General features: G+C 71.2%; 19 protein-coding genes. 10 read left to right on the forward strand and 9 right to left on the reverse strand.

All coding sequences use genetic code 11. The features are described from left to right. The first annotated feature begins 17 nt into the window (after window positions 1-17). Window positions 18-2,321, forward strand: a complete 2,304-nt coding sequence (locus ATL45_RS36035; protein WP_093154736.1) for a thiamine pyrophosphate-binding protein — start codon at window positions 18-20, stop codon at window positions 2,319-2,321. A 248-nt stretch (window positions 2,322-2,569) separates the two neighbouring features. Next, window positions 2,570-3,541, forward strand: coding sequence for a DMT family transporter (locus ATL45_RS36040; RefSeq protein ID WP_093154734.1), 972 nt, complete (start codon window positions 2,570-2,572; stop codon window positions 3,539-3,541). A 19-nt stretch (window positions 3,542-3,560) separates the two neighbouring features. On the opposite strand, the gene ATL45_RS36045 is transcribed toward ATL45_RS36040, so the two are convergent. Then, entirely contained in the window at window positions 3,561-4,043 is a 483-nt protein-coding gene (locus ATL45_RS36045; RefSeq protein ID WP_093154732.1) for an allene oxide cyclase barrel-like domain-containing protein, read from the reverse strand. 183 nt (window positions 4,044-4,226) lie between these two features. Between ATL45_RS36045 and ATL45_RS36050 the strand changes: the two genes are divergently transcribed. After that, entirely contained in the window at window positions 4,227-5,087 is an 861-nt protein-coding gene (locus ATL45_RS36050) for an alpha/beta hydrolase (protein ID WP_093154729.1), read from the forward strand. A 118-nt stretch (window positions 5,088-5,205) separates the two neighbouring features. After that, entirely contained in the window at window positions 5,206-6,177 is a 972-nt protein-coding gene (locus ATL45_RS36055; protein ID WP_170210446.1) for a cutinase family protein, read from the forward strand. A 4-nt stretch (window positions 6,178-6,181) separates the two neighbouring features. Here the strand turns inward: ATL45_RS36055 and ATL45_RS36060 are convergent, their stop codons facing one another. Further along, a complete protein-coding gene (locus tag ATL45_RS36060; protein ID WP_093154723.1) occupies window positions 6,182-7,027 on the reverse strand; it encodes an NAD(P)H-binding protein in 846 nt (281 codons plus the stop codon). An 80-nt stretch (window positions 7,028-7,107) separates the two neighbouring features. Here ATL45_RS36060 and ATL45_RS36065 point away from each other — a divergent pair, with 80 nt between their 5' ends. Continuing rightward, window positions 7,108-8,043 (forward strand): AraC family transcriptional regulator, encoded by a 936-nt coding sequence (locus ATL45_RS36065; RefSeq protein WP_093154721.1) that lies wholly within the window; start codon window positions 7,108-7,110, stop codon window positions 8,041-8,043. 82 nt (window positions 8,044-8,125) lie between these two features. Here the strand turns inward: ATL45_RS36065 and ATL45_RS36070 are convergent, their stop codons facing one another. Next, the gene (locus ATL45_RS36070; protein ID WP_093154718.1) at window positions 8,126-8,896 is read right to left on the reverse strand and encodes a GolD/DthD family dehydrogenase; all 771 of its coding nucleotides are present in this window, start codon (window positions 8,894-8,896) and stop codon (window positions 8,126-8,128) included. Window positions 8,897-9,086: 190 nt separating this feature from the next. On the opposite strand from ATL45_RS36070, the gene ATL45_RS36075 reads away from it, so the two are divergent. The 3 genes from ATL45_RS36075 to ATL45_RS36085 all read left to right on the forward strand — a co-directional run bounded on the left by ATL45_RS36075 (window position 9,087) and on the right by ATL45_RS36085 (window position 12,895). Continuing rightward, a complete protein-coding gene (locus ATL45_RS36075; protein ID WP_143121680.1) occupies window positions 9,087-10,103 on the forward strand; it encodes a methyltransferase in 1,017 nt (338 codons plus the stop codon). Between the two features lie 87 nt (window positions 10,104-10,190). Next, a complete protein-coding gene (locus tag ATL45_RS36080) occupies window positions 10,191-11,963 on the forward strand; it encodes an FUSC family protein (RefSeq protein ID WP_093154712.1) in 1,773 nt (590 codons plus the stop codon). A 77-nt stretch (window positions 11,964-12,040) separates the two neighbouring features. Continuing rightward, window positions 12,041-12,895, forward strand: coding sequence for an LLM class F420-dependent oxidoreductase (locus ATL45_RS36085; RefSeq protein ID WP_093154960.1), 855 nt, complete (start codon window positions 12,041-12,043; stop codon window positions 12,893-12,895). Window positions 12,896-12,943: 48 nt separating this feature from the next. On the opposite strand, the gene ATL45_RS36090 is transcribed toward ATL45_RS36085, so the two are convergent. Then, a complete protein-coding gene (locus ATL45_RS36090) occupies window positions 12,944-14,074 on the reverse strand; it encodes an aromatic ring-hydroxylating oxygenase subunit alpha (protein WP_093154709.1) in 1,131 nt (376 codons plus the stop codon). Between the two features lie 694 nt (window positions 14,075-14,768). Between ATL45_RS36090 and ATL45_RS36095 the strand changes: the two genes are divergently transcribed. After that, window positions 14,769-16,559, forward strand: a complete 1,791-nt coding sequence (locus ATL45_RS36095; RefSeq protein WP_093154706.1) for a BCCT family transporter — start codon at window positions 14,769-14,771, stop codon at window positions 16,557-16,559. Between the two features lie 135 nt (window positions 16,560-16,694). Here ATL45_RS36095 and purU read toward each other — a convergent pair whose 3' ends face one another. Together purU and ATL45_RS36105 are read right to left on the reverse strand one after the other, a co-directional pair. Continuing rightward, entirely contained in the window at window positions 16,695-17,543 is an 849-nt protein-coding gene (gene purU, locus ATL45_RS36100) for a formyltetrahydrofolate deformylase (RefSeq protein ID WP_093154703.1), read from the reverse strand. Between the two features lie 10 nt (window positions 17,544-17,553). Continuing rightward, window positions 17,554-18,927 (reverse strand): L-serine ammonia-lyase, encoded by a 1,374-nt coding sequence (locus ATL45_RS36105; protein ID WP_093154701.1) that lies wholly within the window; start codon window positions 18,925-18,927, stop codon window positions 17,554-17,556. A 126-nt stretch (window positions 18,928-19,053) separates the two neighbouring features. Between ATL45_RS36105 and ATL45_RS36110 the strand changes: the two genes are divergently transcribed. Then, window positions 19,054-19,719 carry a GntR family transcriptional regulator gene (locus ATL45_RS36110; RefSeq protein WP_093154698.1) on the forward strand — a complete coding sequence of 222 codons (666 nt, stop codon included), beginning with the start codon at window positions 19,054-19,056 and terminating at the stop codon, window positions 19,717-19,719. A 20-nt stretch (window positions 19,720-19,739) separates the two neighbouring features. Here ATL45_RS36110 and folP read toward each other — a convergent pair whose 3' ends face one another. The 3 genes from folP to ATL45_RS36125 are packed head-to-tail and all read right to left on the reverse strand — an operon-like array spanning window position 19,740 to window position 22,107. After that, a complete protein-coding gene (gene folP / locus ATL45_RS36115; protein ID WP_093154696.1) occupies window positions 19,740-20,615 on the reverse strand; it encodes a dihydropteroate synthase in 876 nt (291 codons plus the stop codon). Then, entirely contained in the window at window positions 20,612-21,490 is an 879-nt protein-coding gene (locus ATL45_RS36120; RefSeq protein WP_093154693.1) for a bifunctional 5,10-methylenetetrahydrofolate dehydrogenase/5,10-methenyltetrahydrofolate cyclohydrolase, read from the reverse strand. The genes folP and ATL45_RS36120 overlap by 4 nt, the downstream gene beginning before the upstream one ends. Further along, window positions 21,487-22,107 (reverse strand): cyclodeaminase/cyclohydrolase family protein, encoded by a 621-nt coding sequence (locus ATL45_RS36125; RefSeq protein WP_093154691.1) that lies wholly within the window; start codon window positions 22,105-22,107, stop codon window positions 21,487-21,489. The genes ATL45_RS36120 and ATL45_RS36125 overlap by 4 nt, the downstream gene beginning before the upstream one ends. Between the last annotated feature and the right edge of the window lie 18 nt (window positions 22,108-22,125).

Genomic DNA, 22,125 nt, shown 5'->3' on the forward strand with positions numbered 1-22,125 from the left:
AGCACGGAGGAAATCCCATGGCGAGCCCGGTGACCGATCCGCACCGCACCGACCACGACGTCCTGCGCGAGGTCGCCGACCGCGTGCTGTGGTTGTCCACCGCGATGATCCACCACGCCAACCGGGTGCGGCCCAACCCCTCCGGGCTCAAGGTCGGCGGGCACCAGGCGTCCTCGGCCTCGATGGTGTCGATCATGACCTCGCTGTGGTTCCGCCACCTGCGGCCGCAGGACCGGGTCTCGGTGAAACCGCACGCCTCGCCGGTGCTGCACGCCATCAACCACCTGCTGGGCAGGCTCGATGCCGCCTACCTGCCGCGGCTGCGGGAGTTCGGCGGGCTGCAGAGCTACCCGAGCCGCACCAAGGACCCCGATCCCGTCGACTACTCCACCGGTTCGGTCGGCATCGGCGCCACCGCACCGGTCTGGGGCGCCATCGCGCGCCGCTGCGTCGAGGGCGGCACCGGCCGCCAGTACTCGCTGATCGGCGACGCGGAGCTCGACGAGGGAGCCGTCTGGGAGGCGGTGCTGGACCCGGTGACCGCCGAGCTCGGCGAGCTCGTCTGGATCGTCGACCTCAACCGCCAGTCGCTGGACCGCGTGGTGCCCCACATCGCCGCCGGGAAGCTGCAGGGCATGTTCACCGCGGCCGGCTGGCAGGTCATCACCCTCAAGTACGGGCAGCGCCTCGAAGAACTGCTCGACCGGCCCGGCGGCGTGCACCTGCGCGCCCGCATCGACGCGATGAGCAATCCCGAGTACCAGCGGCTGCTGCGCTGCGACGCCGCCGAACTGCGGCGCAGGCTGCCCGGTGACGGGCCGGAATCGGCCGCCGTCGCCGGTTTCCTCACCGCAGTGGACGATGCCGAGCTCGTCGAGGCGTTCGGCAACCTCGGCGGCCACGACCTCGGCGCGCTCGACGAGGCCTTCGCGGCGATCGACGACACCCGCCCGACCGTGCTGTTCGCCTACACCGTCAAGGGCCACGGCCTGCCCACCCGGGGGCATCCGCAGAACCACTCCTCGCTGCTCAACGACGAGCAGATGCGCGAACTCGCCGAAGCGCTCGGCACCGATCCCGACGACCCGTGGCGGCCCTTCCCCGCAGGCAGCGCCGCGCGCGAGCTCTGCGCCGCGACCGCGCAGCGACTGCACCGTCCGGAACCGCCGCAGGCCCGGCCGCCCGCGGTCCCGGCCGACTTCGGCCGGACGCCCACCGGCACCGCCACCACGCAAGCGGCGCTGGGCAGGGTGCTGCTCGACCTCACCCGGCAGGCACCGGACGTCGCCCAGCACGTCGTCACCGTCAGCCCCGACGTCAGCTCCACGACGAACCTCGGCGCCTGGGTGAACAAGGTCGGCGTCTGGTCGCCGGTGGAGCGCACCAACTGGTTCGCCGACGACGGCGAGACCATCCTGCACTGGCAGGAGCACCCGACCGGCAGGCACATCGAACTGGGCATCGCCGAGGTCAACCTGGCCGGGCTGCTCGGCGAGCTCGGCGCGACGTGGAGCCGCTGGGGACGGCCGCTGCTGCCGATCGGGGTGGTCTACGACCCGTTCGTCGAACGCGCGCTGGAACCGTGGTCCTACGGCATCTACGCCGGTGGGCAGTCCATCCTGGTCGGCACGCCCTCCGGTGTGTCGCTGGCGCCGGAGGGCGGGGCGCACCAGTCGATCAAGACTCCGTCGATCGGGATCGAGCAACCCGGGTGCACCAGCTACGAACCGGCATTCGCCATCGACACCGAGTGGACGCTGCTGGCCGCGCTGAGCCGCCTCGGCAGACCCGACGGCAGCTCCGCCTACCTCCGGCTGTCCACCCGGCCGGTCGATCAGGGCCTCGCGGCCGTCCCGGGCGACGGCGCGGCCCGCGAGCGCCGCAGGCGCCAGGTGGTGGCCGGAGGCTACCCGCTGCGGCGCGTCGAGCGTCCTGAGGTCACGATCGCCGCGATGGGCGCCGTCGTCCCCGAAGCTCTCGCCGCCGCAACCCGGCTCGACCACCTCGGCGTTCCCGCCGACGTCATCTGCGTGACCAGCCCCGACCTGCTCCACCGCGCCATCCGCGCCCGCCAGGGCCACGAGACCGCCGAAGCCTGGATCCTCGACCAGCTCTTCCCCGCCCACCGGGCCGCACCGCTGGTCACCGTCCTCGACGGCCACCCGCACGCGCTGTCCTTCCTGGCCACCATCAACCAGGTCCGCACCACGGCCCTCGGCGTGACGTCCTTCGGCCAGTCCGGCTCGCTCGACGACGTCTACCGCCACCACGGCCTGGATGCCGACACCATCATCCGGGCAGCCCTCGACCTCACCACCTGACCGGCACCGGTGAGGGTTCAGGGCCGCTCCGGGAAAGGAAGGAGCCGGTTCTTCGAGCAGGCCCAACAGGGTTCGCAGTGGCTGATCGTCGCCTTCGAAGGTGACCTCCCCGCCTCGGTCGCGGCCGGGCAACCGCGACGAGCCTGCGCGCTCCGCGACCGATCGCGGAGCGCGACGGCCGGAATCCGCCAGCTCATCAGCCGTCCCGGAGTTTGGCTGGTGGTGGGTACCAGTCGTGAGGAGTCGGCATGTTCAGAACTCCGGGAGGAGCGAGGGCCGGGATCGTGGTCCAGTTCGCCCTGCTGGCCGTGGCGTGGGGATCGAGCTTCCTGCTCATCAAGATCGGCCTGGACGACCTGTCCCCGGCGCAAGTGGTGTTGGCCCGGCTGCTCTTCGGCGCGCTGGCACTGGGCGCGCTCGTGGTGATCACCCGTCGGCCGGTGCCGCGGGACCCGCGCGTGTGGGGTCATCTCACGGTCGTCGCGATGCTGCTGTGCGTGGTGCCGTTCGCGCTGTTCGCCTGGGCGGAGCAGCGGATCTCGTCAGGCCTCGCGAGCATCCTCAACGCCACCACGCCCCTGATCACCATGCTCTTCGCCACCGCGATGCTGGCGGGCGAGCGGATGAACCGGGACCGCACCTCCGGCCTCGTCCTGGGGTTCGCAGGCGTGGTGGCGATCATCGGCCCCTGGCGCGGACTCGGCGAGCACAACGACCTCCTCCCCCAGCTGGCCTGCCTGGGTGCCACCGCTTGCTACGGACTCGCGTTCGCCTACCTGCGCCGCTTCGTCTCCGGCCGCGGGCATTCCGCTCCCGCGCTCGCCTTCGTCCAAGTGCTCATCGGGGCTGTGATCATGGTGATCGCGGCTCCCTGGGTGGCCAGCGAGCCGGTCGACCGGTTGAGCGGGGTGGTCATCATCAGCATGGTCGTCCTCGGCGCCTTCGGCACCGGGATGGCCTACGTGTGGAACAACAACATCGTCGCCGCCTGGGGCGCGGCCAACGCCGCCGCGGTCACCTACCTCTCGCCCGTCGTGGGTGTGTTGCTCGGAGTCGTGCTGATGGGCGAACCCCTCACCTGGAACCAACCGGTCGGCGCAGCGCTCGTCCTGCTCGGGATCATGGCGGCGCACGGACGGCTTGGCGGAATCAGCCATCGGCAGCGCGGAACTCCCGAGGTCAGCGGTGGCAGCCGCGCCGCGCCCGGCCGCCACCGCTGACCGGCAGACCCCGGAGCGGTCAGAACGTGATCGTGATGCGGTACTTCTCGTCGGGCGTCTGGATGTCGGTGGCGTGCAGCTCACCGCGGGCGGTGCGGTAGGCGCCGGTGCCCCCGGTGATGGCCATCAACGCGTCCTCACCGCGAACTCCCAGCGCCTGGGCGGTGAGCTGCCCGTCGGGCAGCCGGAGCGTGAGCGTGCAGTTGGTGGTGATCCGCGCACCGTCGACGTGCGTCACCTGGCACGAGCCGCCGTCGTCGCCGACCGGCCGACCCGCCTGGCGCAACTGGTCGGAGAACACGTACTCGTCACCGAGGCTCACCCCGGGGTCGCCGACATCGGTGCGGGCGAACTGGTCGTTGATCACGTCGAGGTCGAGCACCGTCGTCCGCGCCGGTGGCGGAGCAGCCGCCGACGTCTCCGGGGCCGCGCCCTGCACCGACCACAGCAGCCCGATCGCCACGAGACCACCAGCGACCGCGAAAGCCTTCTTCGCAACCAATGTTCCGCCTTCCTGCCTGGTGCCGTGCGGTTCACGGCGGACCGCGAACGATCGTGAAACCTCGACCGCGCTCGAAGTCAAGCCCGGCCCGACCAGCGGCTCGACGGCACCCGGAGTTGCCGAAAGCCGATCACCTGACGAAACTTGCGCGGGAACTCCACACGATCAGCCGGAAGGTGTCCGATGACCGAAGCTCACGACGACCGCTCGCTGCCGGCGGCAGCCCACTCCGAGGGGACCCTGCCCTCGGGCCAGTACTGGCAGAGCTGGACCGTCGAGCAGCCCGGCGGAGTCGTCGTGCTGGTGCACGGCCTGCACGAGCACAGCGGCCGCTACCGGCACGTCGCGGCGCGGCTCAACGCGGCGGGCTACGCGGTCTACGCGCTGGATCACCCCGGGCACGGCCGGTCGCCGGGCACCCGCGGCAACATCGGTGGCATGGCCGCCGCCGTGACCGGGGTCGGCCTGCTGGCCCGGCTGGCCGCTGACCGGCACAGCGGCGTGCCGGTGTTCGTCTACGGGCACAGCATGGGCGGGCTGATCTCGCTGCAGTACCTCACCGGCACACCGCTGCAGCGGATCCGCGGCGCGGTGATCTCCGCCCCCGCGCTCGACGCCGGGCCGGTGTCCACAGTGGAGCGTATCGTCGCACCGCTGCTGTCGAAGCTGCTGCCCGACCTCGGCGTGCGGACCATCGACGCCGACACCATCAGCCGCGATCCCGCTGTGGTGCGGGACTTCCGCACCGATCCGCTCAACCACAACGGGAAGATGCGCGCACGAACCGCGGTCGAGATCATGCGGACCGCCGAGGCCATGCCGCGGCGCCTGCCGTCGCTGACCATGCCGCTGCTGGTCCTGCACGGCGGTGCCGACCGGCTGATGCCGCCCGCCGCCAGCGAGCTGGTGCGCAACCGCGCCGGATCGGCCGACCTCACGTTCCGGATCCACGAGGGCCTGCACCACGAATCGCACAACGAGCCGGAGCAGGAGCAGGTGCTCGACGAGATCGTCGCCTGGCTCGACGCGCACCGGGCGGGCTGAGGCACCGCGGCGGGAACAAGCCAATCCGGGCGATCTCCGTTGACCCGCGATCACCACCGGGCGAGCATGCTCACGCGTTCCCGGAATGCGCGCTGGCGCGCGAACGGAGAGGTGCCGCATGCGATTCGCGAAGAAGGCGTGGCTGGCGCTGTCCGGCGCCGCGCTGGTCGCCGCCGGGTTGAGCGGTGTGGAGGTCGCGGCAGCGGCTCCGCCGCAGTCCACCGGGTGCGGCGACCTGTACGTCCTGACCGACGGCCGCGGTCGCGGACTCACCGGCCGGACCTGGGACGACGCCGGGACGACGGTGCCCGCCGGCGCCCGGATGGAGAAGTTCCTGTACGACGACGGAATCGTCCCGGGCGTGCACCCGCACAGCCTGGACAACACGCGGCGGGTGGCCGCCCCGGCGCTGGAGCGGAAGGTCGTCGACTTCCACCGCGCCTGCCCGGGTTCCCGGATCACCCTCGTCGGCTACTCCTTCGGCGCGCTCATCTCCGGTGACGCCGCCGAACTGCTGGCCGCGCGGGACGAGGTGCCGGATCACCTGGTCAACGCCGTGCTGATCGCCGATCCGCGGCGCCACGTCACGAACACCACCGTGCAGGGCCCGTCCGGCGGCATCATGTCGGTCGCCCCGGACGGGCCGGGCATGCACACGCCCGGCCCGCGCGAGTTCGGCGACATCGAGGTGGCGAGCATCTGTCGGGAGGACGACGTGGTCTGCCACGCCGCGAATCCCGTCTCCAACGCGGTGGCGTTCAGCGCTCAGCTGCAACGACTTTCCACCGCGCACGGCGCTTACGGTTCCCCGGAGCAGAACTTCTGGGCCAGGCCTGCCGATTTCGCCGGTGTCGGAGACCTGCTGCTGCCGCCCTCCGCGCCGATCGCCTGGGGACCGCCCGCGTTCGCGGCCCCGATGCCCCGGGAGATCCTCAACGACAACGCGGCCTACCAGCGCATGATGGACGGTCTCACGGAATCGGGAGGCGCACTCGCCTGGGCCGAGGTGCTGAACTCCTTCGGCCTGCCCGGCGACGAGATCGTGCACGGCTTCTGGAAGGCCCTGCAAGAAGCGGGCGCCGGGTACTGAGGAATCAGACCGACCATCCGCCCGCAGCGGCCGTGGACCGGGCGAATTCGGCGAAGGTGCGCGGCTCGCGGCCGAGAGCGCGCTGCACGCCGTCGGAGAGGTAGGCGTCGGTGCCGTTGCGCAGCGGTTCGAGGACGTCGGCGAAGCCCACTGCCTCCGGGCCCGGGAGCCCCTGGGCGACCAGTTCCGCGACGAAGTCCTCGACGGACAGCGGCACGTAGCGGATCTCGCGACCGGCAGCGGCGGAGATCGTGGCGACCGCCTCGGCCAACGTCACCGCCTCGGGGCCGGACAGCTCGTAGATCTGGCCGGAGTGGCCCGCCTCGGTCAGCGCCGCGACCACGACCGCCGCGATGTCCTCGGCGTCGACGAAGCTGACCGCTCCGTCGCCACCGGGCAACCGCAGCTCACCGGCGGCGACGGCCTCGGCGAAGAAGCCCTCGCTGAAGTTCTGCGCGAACCAGCCCGGCCGGCTGATCGTCCACTCCAGACCGCTCTCCCGCACGGCGGCCTCGCTGTCGAGCAAGGCGTCCCGGACGCCGTCCGGATCGTTGGCGTAGTCCGGGTCGTCGATACCGCGCCCGGAGGCCAGCACGAGCCGCTGCACGCCGTGCCGCACCGCCCGCTCGACGAACGGGCGGACGAATCGCGTGCCGTCCACCTGCACGAGGTAGGCGGCCCGGACTCCCTCCAGAGCCGAATCCCAGGTCCGGCTGTCGGCCCAGTCGAAGGTGTGCTCGCCGCCGCGGGATGCAGCGCGAACCGGCAGGCCCGCGGCGCGCAGCCGTGCGGCGACTCGGCTGCCGGACTTGCCGGTCGCCCCGGTGACGAGGATCGGGTTTTCAGACATGACTTCAGCCAACCAGCCGGGATCGAGACGTTCCATGGCTGATGAGCTCCACTCGATGTTCGGGCGTCTACGCTGGTGGTGTGGACGCCGTGTCAGAGCTGTTGGCGGAAGTGCGGGCGCGCGGCGCCGTCTTCCGGCAGGCGATCGTCCGGCCGCCGTGGGCGCTGCGGATGTCCAGCGGTGCCTCGCTGACGCTGGCCACGATGCTGCACACTCCCGCGTGGATCGTTCCCGACCAGCGCGAACCGGTGCGCATCGAAGCCGGCGACATCGCCGTGATCCGCGGCGACGTGCCCTACTCGGTGGCCGACGATCCCGCGACCAGCCCGTCGGCGGTGGTGACCGAGGCCGACTACTGCTCGGCGACCGAAGGCATCGAGCACGCGGCAGCCCGGACCTGCGGAACACCTGCCACCGGCTCAGCCGTGCTGCTCAGCGGCGCGTTCGAGCGCCAGGGCGAGCTCAGCGCGCAGCTGCTCCAGGCACTGCCCGCAGTGCTGGTGGTGCCCGCCGAGGAGCGCCCCTTCCCGTCCCCGGAGCAGGTCGCCGAGGAGATCGCCCGGGACCGGCCCGGCCAGCAGCTGGTGCTCGACCGGCTCATGGACCTGTTGCTGGTCTCCGCGCTGCGCAGCTGGTTCGACAACCCGGACGCCGATGCGCCGGCCTGGTGCCGCGCGCTGGACGATCCGGTGGTGGGCACCGCGCTGCGGCTGCTGCACGACGCGCCCGCCCGCCCGTGGACCGTGGCGGAGCTGGCGGCGAAGGCGGGTGTGTCGCGGGCGGCGCTGGCCCGGCGGTTCACCGCCCTGGTCGGCGAACCACCGATGGCCTACCTGACGAACTGGCGGATCGCGCTGGCCGCCGACCTGCTGCGCAAGACCGATCACACGGTGGACGCGATCGCGCGGAAAGTGGGCTACTCCAACGCTTTCGCGCTGAGCGTGGCGTTCAAGCGGCTGCGCGGCACTCGGCCCAGCGACCACCGGAAACGGGAAGCCGAGCAGCGGACCGGATGACGCCGTTCGGGCAGGCACCGTGCACGCAGCACGAACTGGACCGCCGCACCCCGGTCCGGTGCGGCGGCCCGGTTCGCAGACCTCAGCGCGCCGTGTAACCGCCGTCGACCAGCAGGTCGGTCCCGTTGATCATCGTAGAGGAGTCGGAGGCCAGGAAGACCGCGGTGGCCGCGATCTCCTCGGGGAGGGCGAAGCGGCCGGTGGGGATGACCGCCTTCAGCGCATCGCCCTTGGGCCCCTCCCACGCCTTGCGGCCGAGCTCGGTGAGCACCACCGTGGGCGAGATCGAGTTGACCGTGACCCCGCGACCGGCCCACTCCGCGGCCAGCACCTTGGTCAGGCCGATCACGCCGAACTTGGACGCGCAGTAGGCGGCGTGCTGGTCCAGCGCGACGCTCCCGGCCTGCGAGGCGAGATTGATGATCCGCCCCCGGCCCGCCGCGAGCATGTGCTTGCCCACCGCCTGCGAGACCAGGAACGTGCCGGTCAGGTTGACCGCCAACGTCTTGTCCCACGCCTGCTGCCCGAGGTCCTCGGCAGGCGCCAGCAGCGCCACGCCCGCGCTGTTCACCAGGACGTCGACGCGCCCGTAAGCGTCGATCACGGCTCCCACCGCCGCCTCGACCGAGGCCGCGTCGGAGACGTCGCAGGCGAATCCCCGCGCACCGCCGCCGATGCGGTCGGCCTGCGCCCGCGCCGCCTCTTCCTGCAGGTCGAGGATGGCGACCCGGGCGCCCTTCGCGGCGTAGGCAGCCGCGATCGCGCCGCCGATGCCCGACGCCCCTCCCGTGATGACCGCGACCTTGTCCGCGAGCCCGAAGTCCAGGTCCACGTCCGGCGGATCCATCGTCATTGGCGTTCTCCTCACACCGTTGCTCCAGTTGGAGCAGAACCTACCCAACGCCGCTGCGCGGATGAGCCGCTCGGGTGCTTCGTCTGCGGCAGCCGCCGTGCGTCGGCGACGACCCGGCCGGGTGACGGCTGGTGGCCGGTCTCCTCGTGCTGCCTGATCATTGCCTGTCCCGGAGTGCAGCAGGTGAAGGGTGCGAACAGTGGTGAACCTGATCGAGCTCGCAGCGAGCGGTTGGTGCACGAGGGCGATCGCGACCGCGATCCGGCTCGGGATTCCCGATCTGATCGCCGGGCAGGCCAGGAAGCCCGAGGAACTCGCGGAAGCCGTGTCCGCCGATCCGGCGATGCTCCAAGGGCTGCTGCGGATGCTCGTCGCCGGTGGGGTCGTCGTCCGCGACGGCGACGCGTTCGCGCTGAGTGACGACTTCGCCGCACTGCGCGCCGATCATCCGGCGACGGTCCGCAACGTGTTCACGCTGTTCGCCGAGACCTACGACGACGCGTGGGCCGGGCTCGCGCACACCGTGCGCACCGGCGAGTCCGGTTACGAGCGGGTCTTCGGCGTGCCGCTCTACGACCACCTCGACCGCGACGCCGAGGCCGCGCGCACCTTCGACGCCGCGATGGCCGAACTCGCGCGCCCGGTCATCGCCGCGCTCCTGCGGCAGCACGACTTCTCCGGGCTGCGGACGGTCGTGGACGTCGGCGGCGGTTCCGGGTCGCTGCTGCGCGAAGTGCTCACCGCCAGCCCGGGCCTGCGCGGCGTGGTGGCCGACCGGGAGACCGTGTGCCGGCGCGGAACCGAAGCGCTGCGGAGCAGCGGGAACGACGACCTGAACGCCAGGTTGTCCTTCACCCCGTCGGACTTCTTCACCGCACTGCCGACGGGCGGTGACCGCTACCTGCTCAAGAACGTCCTCTTCGACTGGAGCGACCAGGACCGGGTGCGAATCCTGCGCACGATCGCCGACGCCATGACCCGCACCGATCACCGGACGTCGCGGCTGCTGGTCGTGGAACCGCTGGAGGACCACGAGCAGGACTGGTCGGCGCTGACCCGCGCGGTGTTCTGCGGCTCGGACGTCCCCGTGCTCGACGAGCACCGGCTCCGGACAGTGCTCGCCGAGACCGGGTTCGACGTGCTCGCCACCACCCGGCTGGACGGCACCCAGCACACCCTCGTCGAGTGCTGCGTGCGCCTGGACTGACCGGCTGGAGCGCGGCGCGGTGGTGCGCGGGCTGCCCAGCGGTCATGATCTCCGAACCGCACGCCGCTGCTCGGAGCGAGGAGGCAGATGAGCACCACCAACAGCACGCCGACCCCGGTGAAGGGCAGTCCGATGCTGCTCGTCCTGTTCGCGGTGGTGCTGGCGCCGACGTTCCTCATCGGCTACGCGGTCGGTGCCGGCTCGGCCTCCGTCGTGGGCGGGTTCGTCGCCATGTACTCGCTCATCGCCTTCCTCGGCGGACCGCTGCGCGCCGATCTGCGCCTGGCCGCGGCCCTGAGCCCGCTGCTGCTGTTCGCGGCGATCGTGCCGCGGCTGCTCGGCGAGGTCTCCCGGCCCGCCGCGATCGCCGTGATCGTGCTGATCGTGTTCGTCGCGGCGCTGCTGCCGCTGCGCGGACCGCGTTTCGTCACCGTCGGGCTCGGACTGGGCATGGTCACGCTGTTCGCCTACGGCATGGCGCTGATCGGGCCCGCCGGTCCCTGGCAGGTCGTCATCGCCGCGGTGACCGGCGTGGTGACAGCCGTCGTGCTGCGCGTCCTGCTCGGGATCGGTGATCCGTCCAAGGCGACCCGCGAGAAGATCGCCGACGTCCTCGACGCCGAGGTACCCGCGCTGACCACGGCCTTCGACACGTGGCTGGCCGACGGCCGCCGCCGCTGGCTCGGCATCGCGCTCGGCGCCGCGTCCCACTACCGCCTGGCCCTGCACTCGGCCGAGGCGGTCCAGCGCGCCCAGCAGGCGGAAGCCGCGGATGGGGAACTGGCCGCGCTGCGCACCCGCGCCCACGAGCTCGCCGAGCAGCTGCGCGCCAAGAAGCCCGGCCCCGCACCGCAGACCGGGGCCGGCGACACGACGATCGAGTTCGGTTCCGAGGCCTCGGCCGCCCTCGATGCCGTCGAAGGAACCATCACCGAGCGGGACACCTCGCGGGTGGCGCTGGCCGACCGGTTGCGGACATCCGTTCTGCGACCGAGCGTGCGGCTGCGCTCGATCCAGGTCCGGCACGCGGTGCGCACGGCCTTCGGGCTGCTGCTGATCCTGGTGATCACCTCGTACCTGCCCGCAGGCGATCCGCTGGTGGCGACCGCGCTGCTGACCACCTTCGGCATCCTGCAGGCGAGCTGGCGGGAAACGCTGGACAAGGCGCGGCCGCGCGTCGTCGGGCTGGTCGGGGGCGCGGCACTGGCCGTCGTGATCATCCTGGTGGTGCCCGCGCCCTACCTGCCCGTGGTCGCGCTGACGGCGCTCGTCGTCGCGCTGTGGAACATGATGGCCCGGCCCGCGGTGGCCTACGCGTTCATGGTGGTCGTGACCGTCGGCTTCAACACCTCGCTGCGGCACACCGATCCGGTCCACACCTTGGTCGAGTACGCGGTGCTGACGCTCACCGCGGCGCTCATCGGCGTCCTCGTCGGCTTCGCCGTCGTTCCCGGACTGCGCCCGGAACCGCTGCGGCACCGGATCGTCACAGCGCGCAGCAAGACTGAGCGGGCGCTGCGGGCGATGACCGGGCCGGATCGGGCCGAAGCGCTCGCGCTGCACCGGGCCGCGGCGCAAGCCCGCGCCGAGCTCACCCCCGACCACGAACAACTCGACGACGACCAGCTCGCCGAGCTCGACCGCTTCCGGGCCGCCTTGCGCGACCTCTCGATGCTCGGCACCACCGCCGCCCTCGGCCGGACCGCCGACACCGAGCGGCTCAGAGCCGCGCTCGAGGCACTGGAAGCTCCCGCATCCGACGGCGAAACGCCTGCCGTACTGGAGTCGATCGTGGCCGGACTGGCCGATCAGGTCCGGACGACCGAAGCGCAGCTCCTGGACTCGCTCCCCGACCGCTGACGGTGAGCCGTTCCGCCACGAAGTGAAACGTGTTCTAATCGTGGTCCGGAAGCGGAGCAGGGATCGGAGGAATGCCGGTGCGATACGGCGTCGTGCTGTTCACCAGTGATCGCGGCATCTCGCCCGCCGAGGCCGCGCGGACCGCGGAAGAGGCCGGGTTCCACTCGTTCGCCGTCCCCGAGCACACCCACATCCCCGTGCGGCGGGACGCCGCGCACCCGGGCACGGGCACCGAGGAACTGCCCGACGACCGCTACCGGCGCACGCTCGACCCGTGGGTCGCGCTGGCGACCGCGGCTTCGGTGACGCAGCGGATCACGCTGTCCACCGCCGTCGCCCTGCCCACCGAGCACGATCCCATCACGCTGGCCAAGACGATCGCCACGCTCGACCACCTCTCCGGCGGGCGCGTCGCGCTGGGCACCGGATTCGGCTGGAACACCGACGAACTGGCCGATCACGGCATCCCGGGCGGCCGGCGCAAGACCGCGCTGCGCGAGTACCTCGGCGCCATGCGCGCGCTGTGGACGCAGGAGGAAGCGAGCTACGACGGCGAGTTCGTCAGCTTCGGCCCGAGCTGGGCCTGGCCGAAACCCGTGCGTTCAGGACACATCCCGGTGCTGCTCGGCGCGGGCGGCACGGAGCGCAACTTCGCTTGGGCGGTGCAGCACGCGGACGGGTGGATCACCACGCCGCGCGAACGCGACATCGAGGAGCGGGTGCGGCGCCTGCGGGAGCTCTGGAAGGAAGCGGGCCGGGACGGCGAGCCCGAAGTCATCGCGCTGGCGGGCAAACCCGACGCGGACACGCTGGCCGCGTGGGCGGCCTGCGGCGTGACCGAGGTCCTGTTCGGGCTGCCGGACGCGCCCGCCGAGGTCGTCACCTCCTACATCACCCGGCTGGCCGACCGGATCGGCGTCGCGGCGGCGTAGGTGGGGAGTTCGGCCACCACGCCGAAGTCCCCACCCGGAGTGCCGAGGTCAGGAGTCGTTCTCGCCGATCTGCTCCCGCACCCACTCGTGGAACGCCGCGATGTGGTGCTCGCTGGGCACGAAGACACCGCCGCGGGCGTAAGCCCGGGAATCCATCGACAGCTGGCAGCGTTCGCACGCCTCGAAGTCCTGCCGGTTGACCCGGTCGAACAGCTCGACGGAGTGGGACAGGTCGCGGCCCGATTCGACGACCTCCGGCAGGTACAGCCAGTCGCACTCGATCAGCGTCCGGTCCGGCGCCACCGGGAACATCCGGTGCAGGATCACGTGGTCCGGCACCAGGTTGACGAACACCTGGGGCCGCACGGTGATCGCGTAGTAGCGGCGGTCCTGGTGCTCGCCGATGCCGGGCAGCCGGTCGAGGCCGGCGCTGCCGTCCACGGTGAAGCCCTCGACGTCCGACCCGAACTCCGCGCCGTGCCCGACGTAGTACTGAGCGGCGAAGCCGTCGGCGAACTCCGGCAGCACCTCGGTCAGCTCCGGGTGGATCGTCGCGCAGTGGTAGCACTCCATGAAGTTCTCGATGATCTGCTTCCAGTTCGCCTTGACGTCGTAGTTGATCCGCGCGCCCAGGCTCAGCGCGGCGATGTCGTAGGCCTCGATCTCCCCCGCGTCACCGAGCCGCTCCCCGACGTCGGCGATCACGGTGTCCTCGAAGGACGGCGGCTCGTCGGCCAGGCACACCCAGGCGTAGCCCAGCCACTCGCGCAGGTGCACCCGCTTGAGCCCGAACTCGGTCCGGTCCACGTCGGGCATGCTGGTCAGGTTCGGCGCGGCGACCAGCTCGCCGTCCAGGGCGTAGGTCCAGGCGTGGTAGGGGCACTGGAAGGAGCGCTTCACCCGGCCCGACTCCTCGGTGCACAGCTGCGCGCCGCGGTGCCGGCACACGTTGAGGAAGGCGTTGAGCTCGCCGCCGCGGCCCCGGGCGACGAGCACGCTCTCCCGCCCGACCTGCACGGTGCGGAACTCACCCGGCTGGTCCAGGTCATCGCTGCGCACCGCGCAGAACCAGTGCGCCTCGAAGATGCGGGACTGCTCCAGGGCGAAGATCGCCGGATCGGTGTAGGAGTGGCCGGCCGGGGTGGCCAGCAGGCTCTGCGTCGGTCCGGTCTTCGTCATGGCAACCTCACTCCGTGGTAGGGCACCCCGTCCTGCTCCGGGGTCGGTGGGTGGGGACACGTGCCCGATCCGCACGAACGCCCGCTGCGGGATCAGCGGAGAGCCCGGCGCGGTGCGTCGCTGCGGAGTCCTCGGGGATCGAGCGGAACCGGGCGAGAACGTCGTGGGTGCGCGATGAGCACACCGTTTCTCCTCGAGGAACACACGATGAACACGGCCGGACCCGCTGTCAAGGACGTTCGCCCGTACCGCCAGCGGCGCGCGGGGGTCGACGCACCGCGGTCGGCGAGAGGCCCACGCGGCGAGCAGGCAAAACTCCGGTCGCGCACCGCGCTGGAGTGCACAAAGGACGCTCGTCGTCATCGGAATCCTTTTCCTGTCGGGTCCTCGTGTCCTTCAATGTGCAACACTTCGACTGCCGTCTCTCGGGAGGAATCGGATAATCCTGCTGCGGTAGGCACTTCCACTCCTGACGCCGCACGGACGACGGTGGTCTCCTTGACACCGGATCCCGCCCACGGCATCGTCTACCGCATTCGAAACGCCGCCGGAGCTTCCGCGCCCGGCCGTGCGTCCGGCCGCTGATCGCCGCCGAAATGCCCAGGAGAACCCGGCTCCGCTGTCCTCACCGCACCGGCGTGCTCCCTCTTCAACGCGATCGAGAGGAGGCGACGTCCCCTGGACGTCGATCCGCATGACTCCGCGAAACCCCACCACCACTGACGATCCTTCCCCGACGCCCCGGGTCGACCGCGTCGTGTTCGGCGTATCCGCGTTCCTCGCCCTGGCTTTCGTCGGCCTGGGCCTTTGGCGCACCGACCTGCTGAGCAGCATGTCCTCGTCCGCGCTCGGCTGGCTGATCACCAACGGCGGCTGGGCTTTCGTCCTCGTCGCAAGCGGTTTGGTGGTCTTCGCGCTGTGGCTGGCCGCCAGCCGCTACGGGCGGATCCCGCTCGGCGCGGACGGCGAATCACCCGAGTTCAAGACGATGTCCTGGGTGGCGATGATGTTCAGCGCCGGGATGGGCATCGGCTTGATGTTCTACGGCGTCAGCGAGCCGCTGGCCCATTTCGCCGCGCCGCCACCGGGAACCGTGCCTGCCAACAGCGACGCGGCGGTGGAGACCGCGATGGCCACCTCGCTGTTCCACTGGACGCTGCACCCGTGGGCGATCTACGCCGTCGTGGGGCTCGCGATCGCCTACAGCGGATTCCGCCGCGGGCGCAGCCAGTTGATCAGCTCCGTGTTCGCACCGCTGCTGGGCGAGCGGAAATCCGCCGGACCGCTGGGAAAGCTGATCGACGTGCTCGCCATCTTCGCGACGCTGTTCGGTTCTGCCGCCTCGCTGGGTCTCGGCACCCTGCAGATCGGCAGCGGCCTGCGCGCCAGCGGCTGGTTGCCCGACTCACCCGGAGTCGGCGTTCTGGTGGCGGTGATCGGGTTGCTGACAGTCGCATTCGTCGCCTCCGCGGTATCGGGAGTGGCCAAGGGGATCCAGTGGTTGTCCAACACCAACATGGTGCTCGCCGCTGTGCTGGCGGTGTTCCTGCTCGCGGTGGGCCCGACCGTGTTCATCCTCGGCCTGGTGCCCTCGTCGATCGGGAGCTACTTCCGCGACTTGGCCGAGATGACCGCTCGCACCGGCGCGACCGGGGGCGACGCCATGCACGAGTGGCTCTCCTCGTGGACGATCTTCTACTGGGCCTGGTGGATCTCCTGGACTCCCTTCGTCGGCATGTTCATCGCGCGGATCAGCCGCGGCCGCACCATCCGCCAGTTCGTCTGCGGTGCCGTGCTCGTGCCCGCCACCGTCAGCGTGGTCTGGTTCGCCATCTTCGGCGGCGCGGCGATCGACGTGCGGCGCCACGACGCCGGCCCGGCCGCCGGCACCGCGGAGGCGCAGCTGTTCGACGTGCTCGCGCACTTCCCGTGGGGCGCGGCCACCGGTGTCCTGGTCATGGTCCTCGTGGCGATCTTCTTCGTCTCCGGTGCCGACGCCGCGTCGGTGGTGATGGGCACGTTGTCGCAGTGCGGGTCGATCGAACCGCGCAGCTCCGTCGTCGTGTTCTGGGGCGTGGCGACAGGAGCCGTCGCCGCCGTCCTGCTGATCGTGGGCGGTGGCGGTGACGACGCGCTCGCCGGGCTGCAGAACCTGACGATCATCGTGGCGGCTCCTTTCACCGTGGTCATCGTCGTGCTGTGCGTCGCGCTGGCGAAGGACTTGCGCAGCGACCCGCTGATCCTGCGCACCGAGAAGGGTGCCGAGATGATCGAGGCTGCGGTGCGCACCGGAGATGACCGCTACGACGGCGATTTCCAGCTCCAGGTCTGCAGCGCTGATCCGAACACCCCTGACCCGCAAGGGGAATCCGATTACGAAGCACCGAACACCGGGCCAGGAGCGGAAGGTGTTTCGCACCGAACGCTCGACGCTGCGCCGGACCCGGGTCGACCGAAGATGTCGGAGCGAACCGACAATCTCTGAATGGCACCCGGAAGGGCACCCCGCCGCGCGGTGGGGTGCCCTTCCGCTCTGCTGCGGTGATGTCATGTCCTGTTCGGACGGCCGGAGCGCGTGAACCGCCCCGGCCGGTGTGGCCGGGGCGGTCCGAGCGGATCGTCACGGGAAGACGACCGTGCTGTGGCCGTTGAGCAGCACTCGGCGCTCGCAATGCCAGCGCACCGCGCGGGAAAGCGCCAGCGCCTCCGCGTCGCGTCCCACGGTCTGCAGCGCGCGGGGGTCGTGCGTGTGGTCGATCCGGATGACTTCCTGCTCGATGATCGGCCCCTCGTCCAGGTCCGAGGTGACGTAGTGCGCGGTGGCCCCGACGAGCTTCACACCGCGGTCGTAGGCCTGGTGGTAGGGCTTGGCGCCCTTGAAGCCGGGCAGGAACGAGTGGTGGATGTTGATCGCGCGGCCGTACAGCGCCTTGCTGGTCTCGTCGGACAGGATCTGCATGTACCGCGCGAGCACGACCAGGTCGACCTCGTGCTCGTCGACGAGCTGCAGCAGACGCGCCTCGGCGGCCTCCTTGGTCTCCGGGGTGACCGGGACGTGCACGAACGGCAGGCCGGCGGATTCGGCCATCGGGCGCAGGTCCTGGTGGTTGGACACCACCGCGACGATGTCGGCGCCGAGGCTGCCCGCCCGCCACCGGTAGATCAGGTCGTTCAGGCAGTGGCCGAGCTTCGAGACCATCACCAGGATGCGGGCGTTGGTGCGCGGGCTGAACTCGTAGGTCATCTGGAAGTCTGCCGCCACGGGCTCGAACTCGCGCACCAGCTCCGCCAGGTCGGTGCCGCTGGGTGCGGTGACCTGGGTGCGCATGAACAGCCGGTCGCGCACCGGGTCGTCGAACTGCCGGTGCTCGTCGATGTCGCAGCCGCGCTCGAAGAGGAACCCGCTCACCGCGCGCACGATCCCCGTGCGGTTCGGGCAGCTCAGAGTCAGGGTGAAGGTGTCGGTCACGACGATCTCCTCAGCACTCCACGATGTTGAGAGCCAGCCCACCGCGGGCGGTCTCCTTGTACTTGTCCTTCATGTCCGCGCCGGTCTCGCGCATGGTCTTGATCGCCTTGTCCAGCGACACGTGGTGCGCGCCGTCACCACGCACCGCCATCCGGGCCGCGGTGATGGCTTTGACCGAGGCGACGGCGTTGCGCTCGATGCAGGGGATCTGCACCAGCCCGCCGACCGGATCGCAGGTCAGCCCGAGGTTGTGCTCGATGCCGATCTCGGCGGCGTTCTCCACCTGTTCCGGTGTCCCGCCGAGGATCTCGGCGAGCCCGCCTGCGGCCATCGAGCAGGCCGACCCGACCTCGCCCTGGCACCCGACCTCGGCGCCGGAGATGGAGGCGTTCTCCTTGAACAGCAGGCCGATCGCACCCGCGGTCAGCAGGAACCGCACGACCTCGTCGTCGGTGAACTCCGGCAGGAACCGCTGGGCGTAGTGCAGCACCGCCGGCACGATCCCGGCGGCACCGTTGGTGGGCGCGGTGACGACCCGGCCTCCCGCGGCGTTCTCCTCGTTCACCGCGAGCGCGAAGAGCATCACCCACTCCATCGCGTGCAGGGCGTCCGATTCGTCCGCGTTGGCCTCCAGCTGCGCCCGTAGCCTCGCGGCACGACGGCGGACCTTGAGCCCGCCGGGCAGCGTGCCCCCGGTGTGCGTACCGCGGTCCACGCACTCGCGCATCACCGCCCAGATGTGCAGCAGTCCGGCCCGGATCTCCTCCTCACCGCGCCAGGAGAGCTCGTTGGCGAGCATGATGTCGCTGATGCGCAGCCCGGTCCGCCGCGCGATGGCGAGCAGCTCGTCGCCCGTGGTGAACGGGTGGCGGACCGGCGTGCTGTCCTCGACGAGCACCGGCCGTCCGGCTTCGTCCTCGTCGAGCACGAACCCGCCGCCGACCGAGTAGTACTCCCGGCGGTCGAGCTCGTCGCCGCCGGCGTCGTAGGCGGCGAACACCATTCCATTGCTGTGGAAGTCCAGCCGCGCGCGGCGGTGCAGGACCACGTCGTCATCGGCGGAGAAAGCGATCTCGTGCTTGCCGCCCAGGCTGATCCGCCCATCGGCGCGAACCGCCTCGACGGCCGGATCGGCGGCCACCGGGTCGACCAGGTGCGGCTGCTCCCCCGCCAGGCCGAGCACCACCGCCTTGACGCTTCCGTGCCCGTGCCCGGTGGCTCCGAGCGAGCCGAACAGTTCGCACCGCACGCGGGCCGCGCGCTCGAGAGCGCCGGATTCGCGGAGCCTGGTGGTGAAGAGGTAGGCGGCCCGCATCGGTCCGACCGTGTGCGAGCTGGACGGGCCGATCCCGACCTTGAACAGGTCGAACACCGAGATGGTCATCTGCGGCTCCTGGGTCGCATCAACGCTCCCTCAGATATTGAACTAATATATCAGTGACGGGCAAGAAATGTTTCAAAGAAGTGCCGAATCGCCGGTCCGCCGGGTACCAGCCCCTAAGATGAGCCCGTGACCACTGCCCCGCAAGGACTCGAGACGCCACCCACCTCGCTGGCCGAACGCGCCTACGCCGCGATCCAGGACCAGCTGATCATGCTGGACATCCCGCCGCTGGCACCGATCGACGACCTGGCGCTGAGCGAGTCCCTCGGCATCGGCCGCACCCCCGTCCGCGAAGCGCTCAAGCGCCTGGAGGTCGATCGCCTGGTCGTCTCCTACCCGCGCCGCGGCACCTTCGCCACCGGCGTGGACATCACCGATCTCGCCTACATCTCCGAGATCCGCGTCCAGCTGGAACCGCTGGCCGCCCGCCGGGCCGCCGACAACGCCGCGAAGGTCATGCGCACCAAGCTGACCGAGCTCGCCGACACCATCCAGCACGAGGACGTGATGGTGCTGTCCCGCCACGAGCTGATGCGGTGGGACCTGCACGTGCACCGCTCGATCTACCGCGCGGCGGGCAACCCCCACCTCGAGGACACGCTGGTGCGCTACAACAACCTCGCCACGCGGATCTTCTGCGTGTTCCTGGAGCGCATCACCCACTTCGACCGGCACGTCGAGGAGCACGTGGGTCTGCTGCAGGCCGTGGCCGCCGGCGAGGGCCGCAAGGCCGAGAAGATCGCCCGGGACCACGTGACCGGCTTCGAGAAGGCGATCCGGGCGATCATCTGACCGCCCGGACCACCCGCCGCTCACCACTCCTCGGTCGCCGCGAGCACTTCGAGCGCGTCGACCGTGGCGGCCACGTCGTGGACCCGGAGCACCTTCGCGCCGCGCTGCGCCGCCAGCACCGCGGCGGTGACCGAAGCCGCTTCCCGCTGCTCCACCGGGCGTCCGGTGAGCTGCCCCAGCATCGCTTTTCGCGACAGACCGGCCATGACCGGTGCGAGCTCGGCGAACGCGCCGAGCGACCGCAGCAGCGCCAGGTTGTGCTCCAAGGTCTTGCCGAAGCCGAAGCCCGGGTCGACCACCAGGTGCTCGCGCGGAATGCCCGCGCTCACGCACGTTTCGATCCGTTCTCGCAGGAACTCCGCCACTTCGGCCAGCACGTCGCGGTAGCTCGGGTCGTCCTGCATCAGGTGGGGCGGCCGGAGCATGTGCGACAAGCAGACCGGCACGCCCAGCTCGACCGCCGTCCCGACCGCACCGGGATAGCGCAGCGCGCGCACGTCGTTGATCAACGTCGCACCGGCGGCAACGGCGGCTCTCATCACCTCCGGGCGGGAGGTGTCGACCGACAGCGGGGTGTCCGAGCAGCGCGCCAGCTGCTCGACGACCGGCACGACGCGGTCGAGCTCCTCGGCGACGCTCGGCGGGTGCGAGCCCGGCCTGGTCGACTCGCCGCCGATGTCGAGGATGTCCGCACCCTCCTCGATCAACCGGATGCCGTGCCGGACCGCGGCACCGCGGTCCCGGTGCGCACCGCCGTCGGAGAACGAATCCGGCGTGACGTTGAGGATTCCGCACACGAGCTTGCGCGGCCCGCGCAGCAGCTGCAGCAGACGTCCCGCAGCAGCACCGGATTCGGGATCGGCCAGGCCGGTGGTGGTGCGTTGCGGCTCGGTCATGCGCTGCTCCGCCAAGCCGATTCGACGGTGTGCCGCAGCAGCAGGGCCGTGGTCACCGGCCCGACGCCGCCGGGCACCGGAGTCAGCCCGGCCGCCAGCCCGGTCACCTCGATCTCGTCCACGTCACCGACCAGGCCACCATCAGCGGTCGGGTTGGTGCCGACGTCGATCACGACCGCGCCCGGGCCCACGTGCTCGGCACCGATCAGGCCGATCCTGCCCACCGCGACCACGAGGACGTCGGCCGGGTGCGTGTGCGCGGCGAGGTCCTGCGTGTAGCGGTGGCACACGGTCACCGTCGCGTCGCGGCGCAGCAGCAGCTGGGCCACCGGCTTGCCGACGACGTTGGACCGGCCGACGACGACGGCACGCCGGCCGGACAGCGCGATCCCGTGGTGGTCCAGCAGTTCCAGGACCGCTGCGGCGGTCGCCGGCACGAAAGCGGGCAGCCCGGCGCTGAGCCTCCCCAACGACACGGGATTCGCGCCGTCCACGTCCTTCTCGGGCGCGATCGAGGCGGCGAGGTCCTCGACGGTCGCCCCGCTCGGCAACGGCGTCTGCAGCATGATCCCGTGGACCGAGGCGTCCGCGCTCAGCTCGGCGAGTTCGCCGCGGATCCGCTCGGGCGTCGCCTCCGCGCCCAGATCGACGACGTCGCAGCGGATTCCGGTCCTGGCCGCGGCGTTGGCGATCGAGCGCACGTACCACGCCGTGGACTCGTCGTCGGTGGCCACGACGACCGCCAAGCGCGGCGGGGTACCGGCCTCGGTGAGCTCCGCCGCCGTCCTGGTGACGCCGGCGCGGATCTCCCTGGCGAGCCCGGCACCGCTGAGCGCGGCCGTCGTCGGTTCGCCGGATACGAGCTGTCCGGTCATCGCGCGATCACCTCCCGCACCGCGGCGGTGATCTTGTCGGCGCGGGCGGCGATGTCGTCCACGCCGGCGATCGCCGCCGTCAGCTCCGAGCGGTCCGCGGCACCGGTGATCCCGGCGAGGTTGACCTCGACGTTCACCCGTGCCGTGGTCGCTGCGGCGCGAGCGGCGTCCGCAGCGGCCGCCACGTCGCTGATGACGTTGCGGTTCCCGATCGGGAGGAGCTGTTCGGCGAGCCCCACGACCCGCTCGGCGACCGCGACCACCTTCGCGGGGACCCGGCCGGCCTCGACCAGTGCGGCCGCGATCGCCTGCGAGCGCGCGGCCTTCTCCTCGTCGGAGGAACGCGGGAGGCCGTAGGCGTTCCCGACGGCTCCGAAAGCGGAAGCGTCCTCTTCCGCCAGCGTCAACGCGTGCTCGCGGAGCTCGTCGGAGGCTTCCCGCACCGCGTTGACCGTCGCAGCGTGTTGTGCGTACTTCTCCCCGTCGCTGTAGCGGGCTACCATTCCGATCAGCGCGGCGGCCTGGGCGGCGTGCACCCCGGCGCTCGCCCCACCGCCCGGTGCGGGCACCCGGGCTGCTAGCGAGCTCAGGAACGTTTCGAGGGTTTCCAAGCGCATGGCATCGGTCTTCCTGCT

Source organism: Saccharopolyspora antimicrobica, from assembly GCF_003635025.1.
Classification (GTDB): domain Bacteria; phylum Actinomycetota; class Actinomycetes; order Mycobacteriales; family Pseudonocardiaceae; genus Saccharopolyspora; species Saccharopolyspora antimicrobica.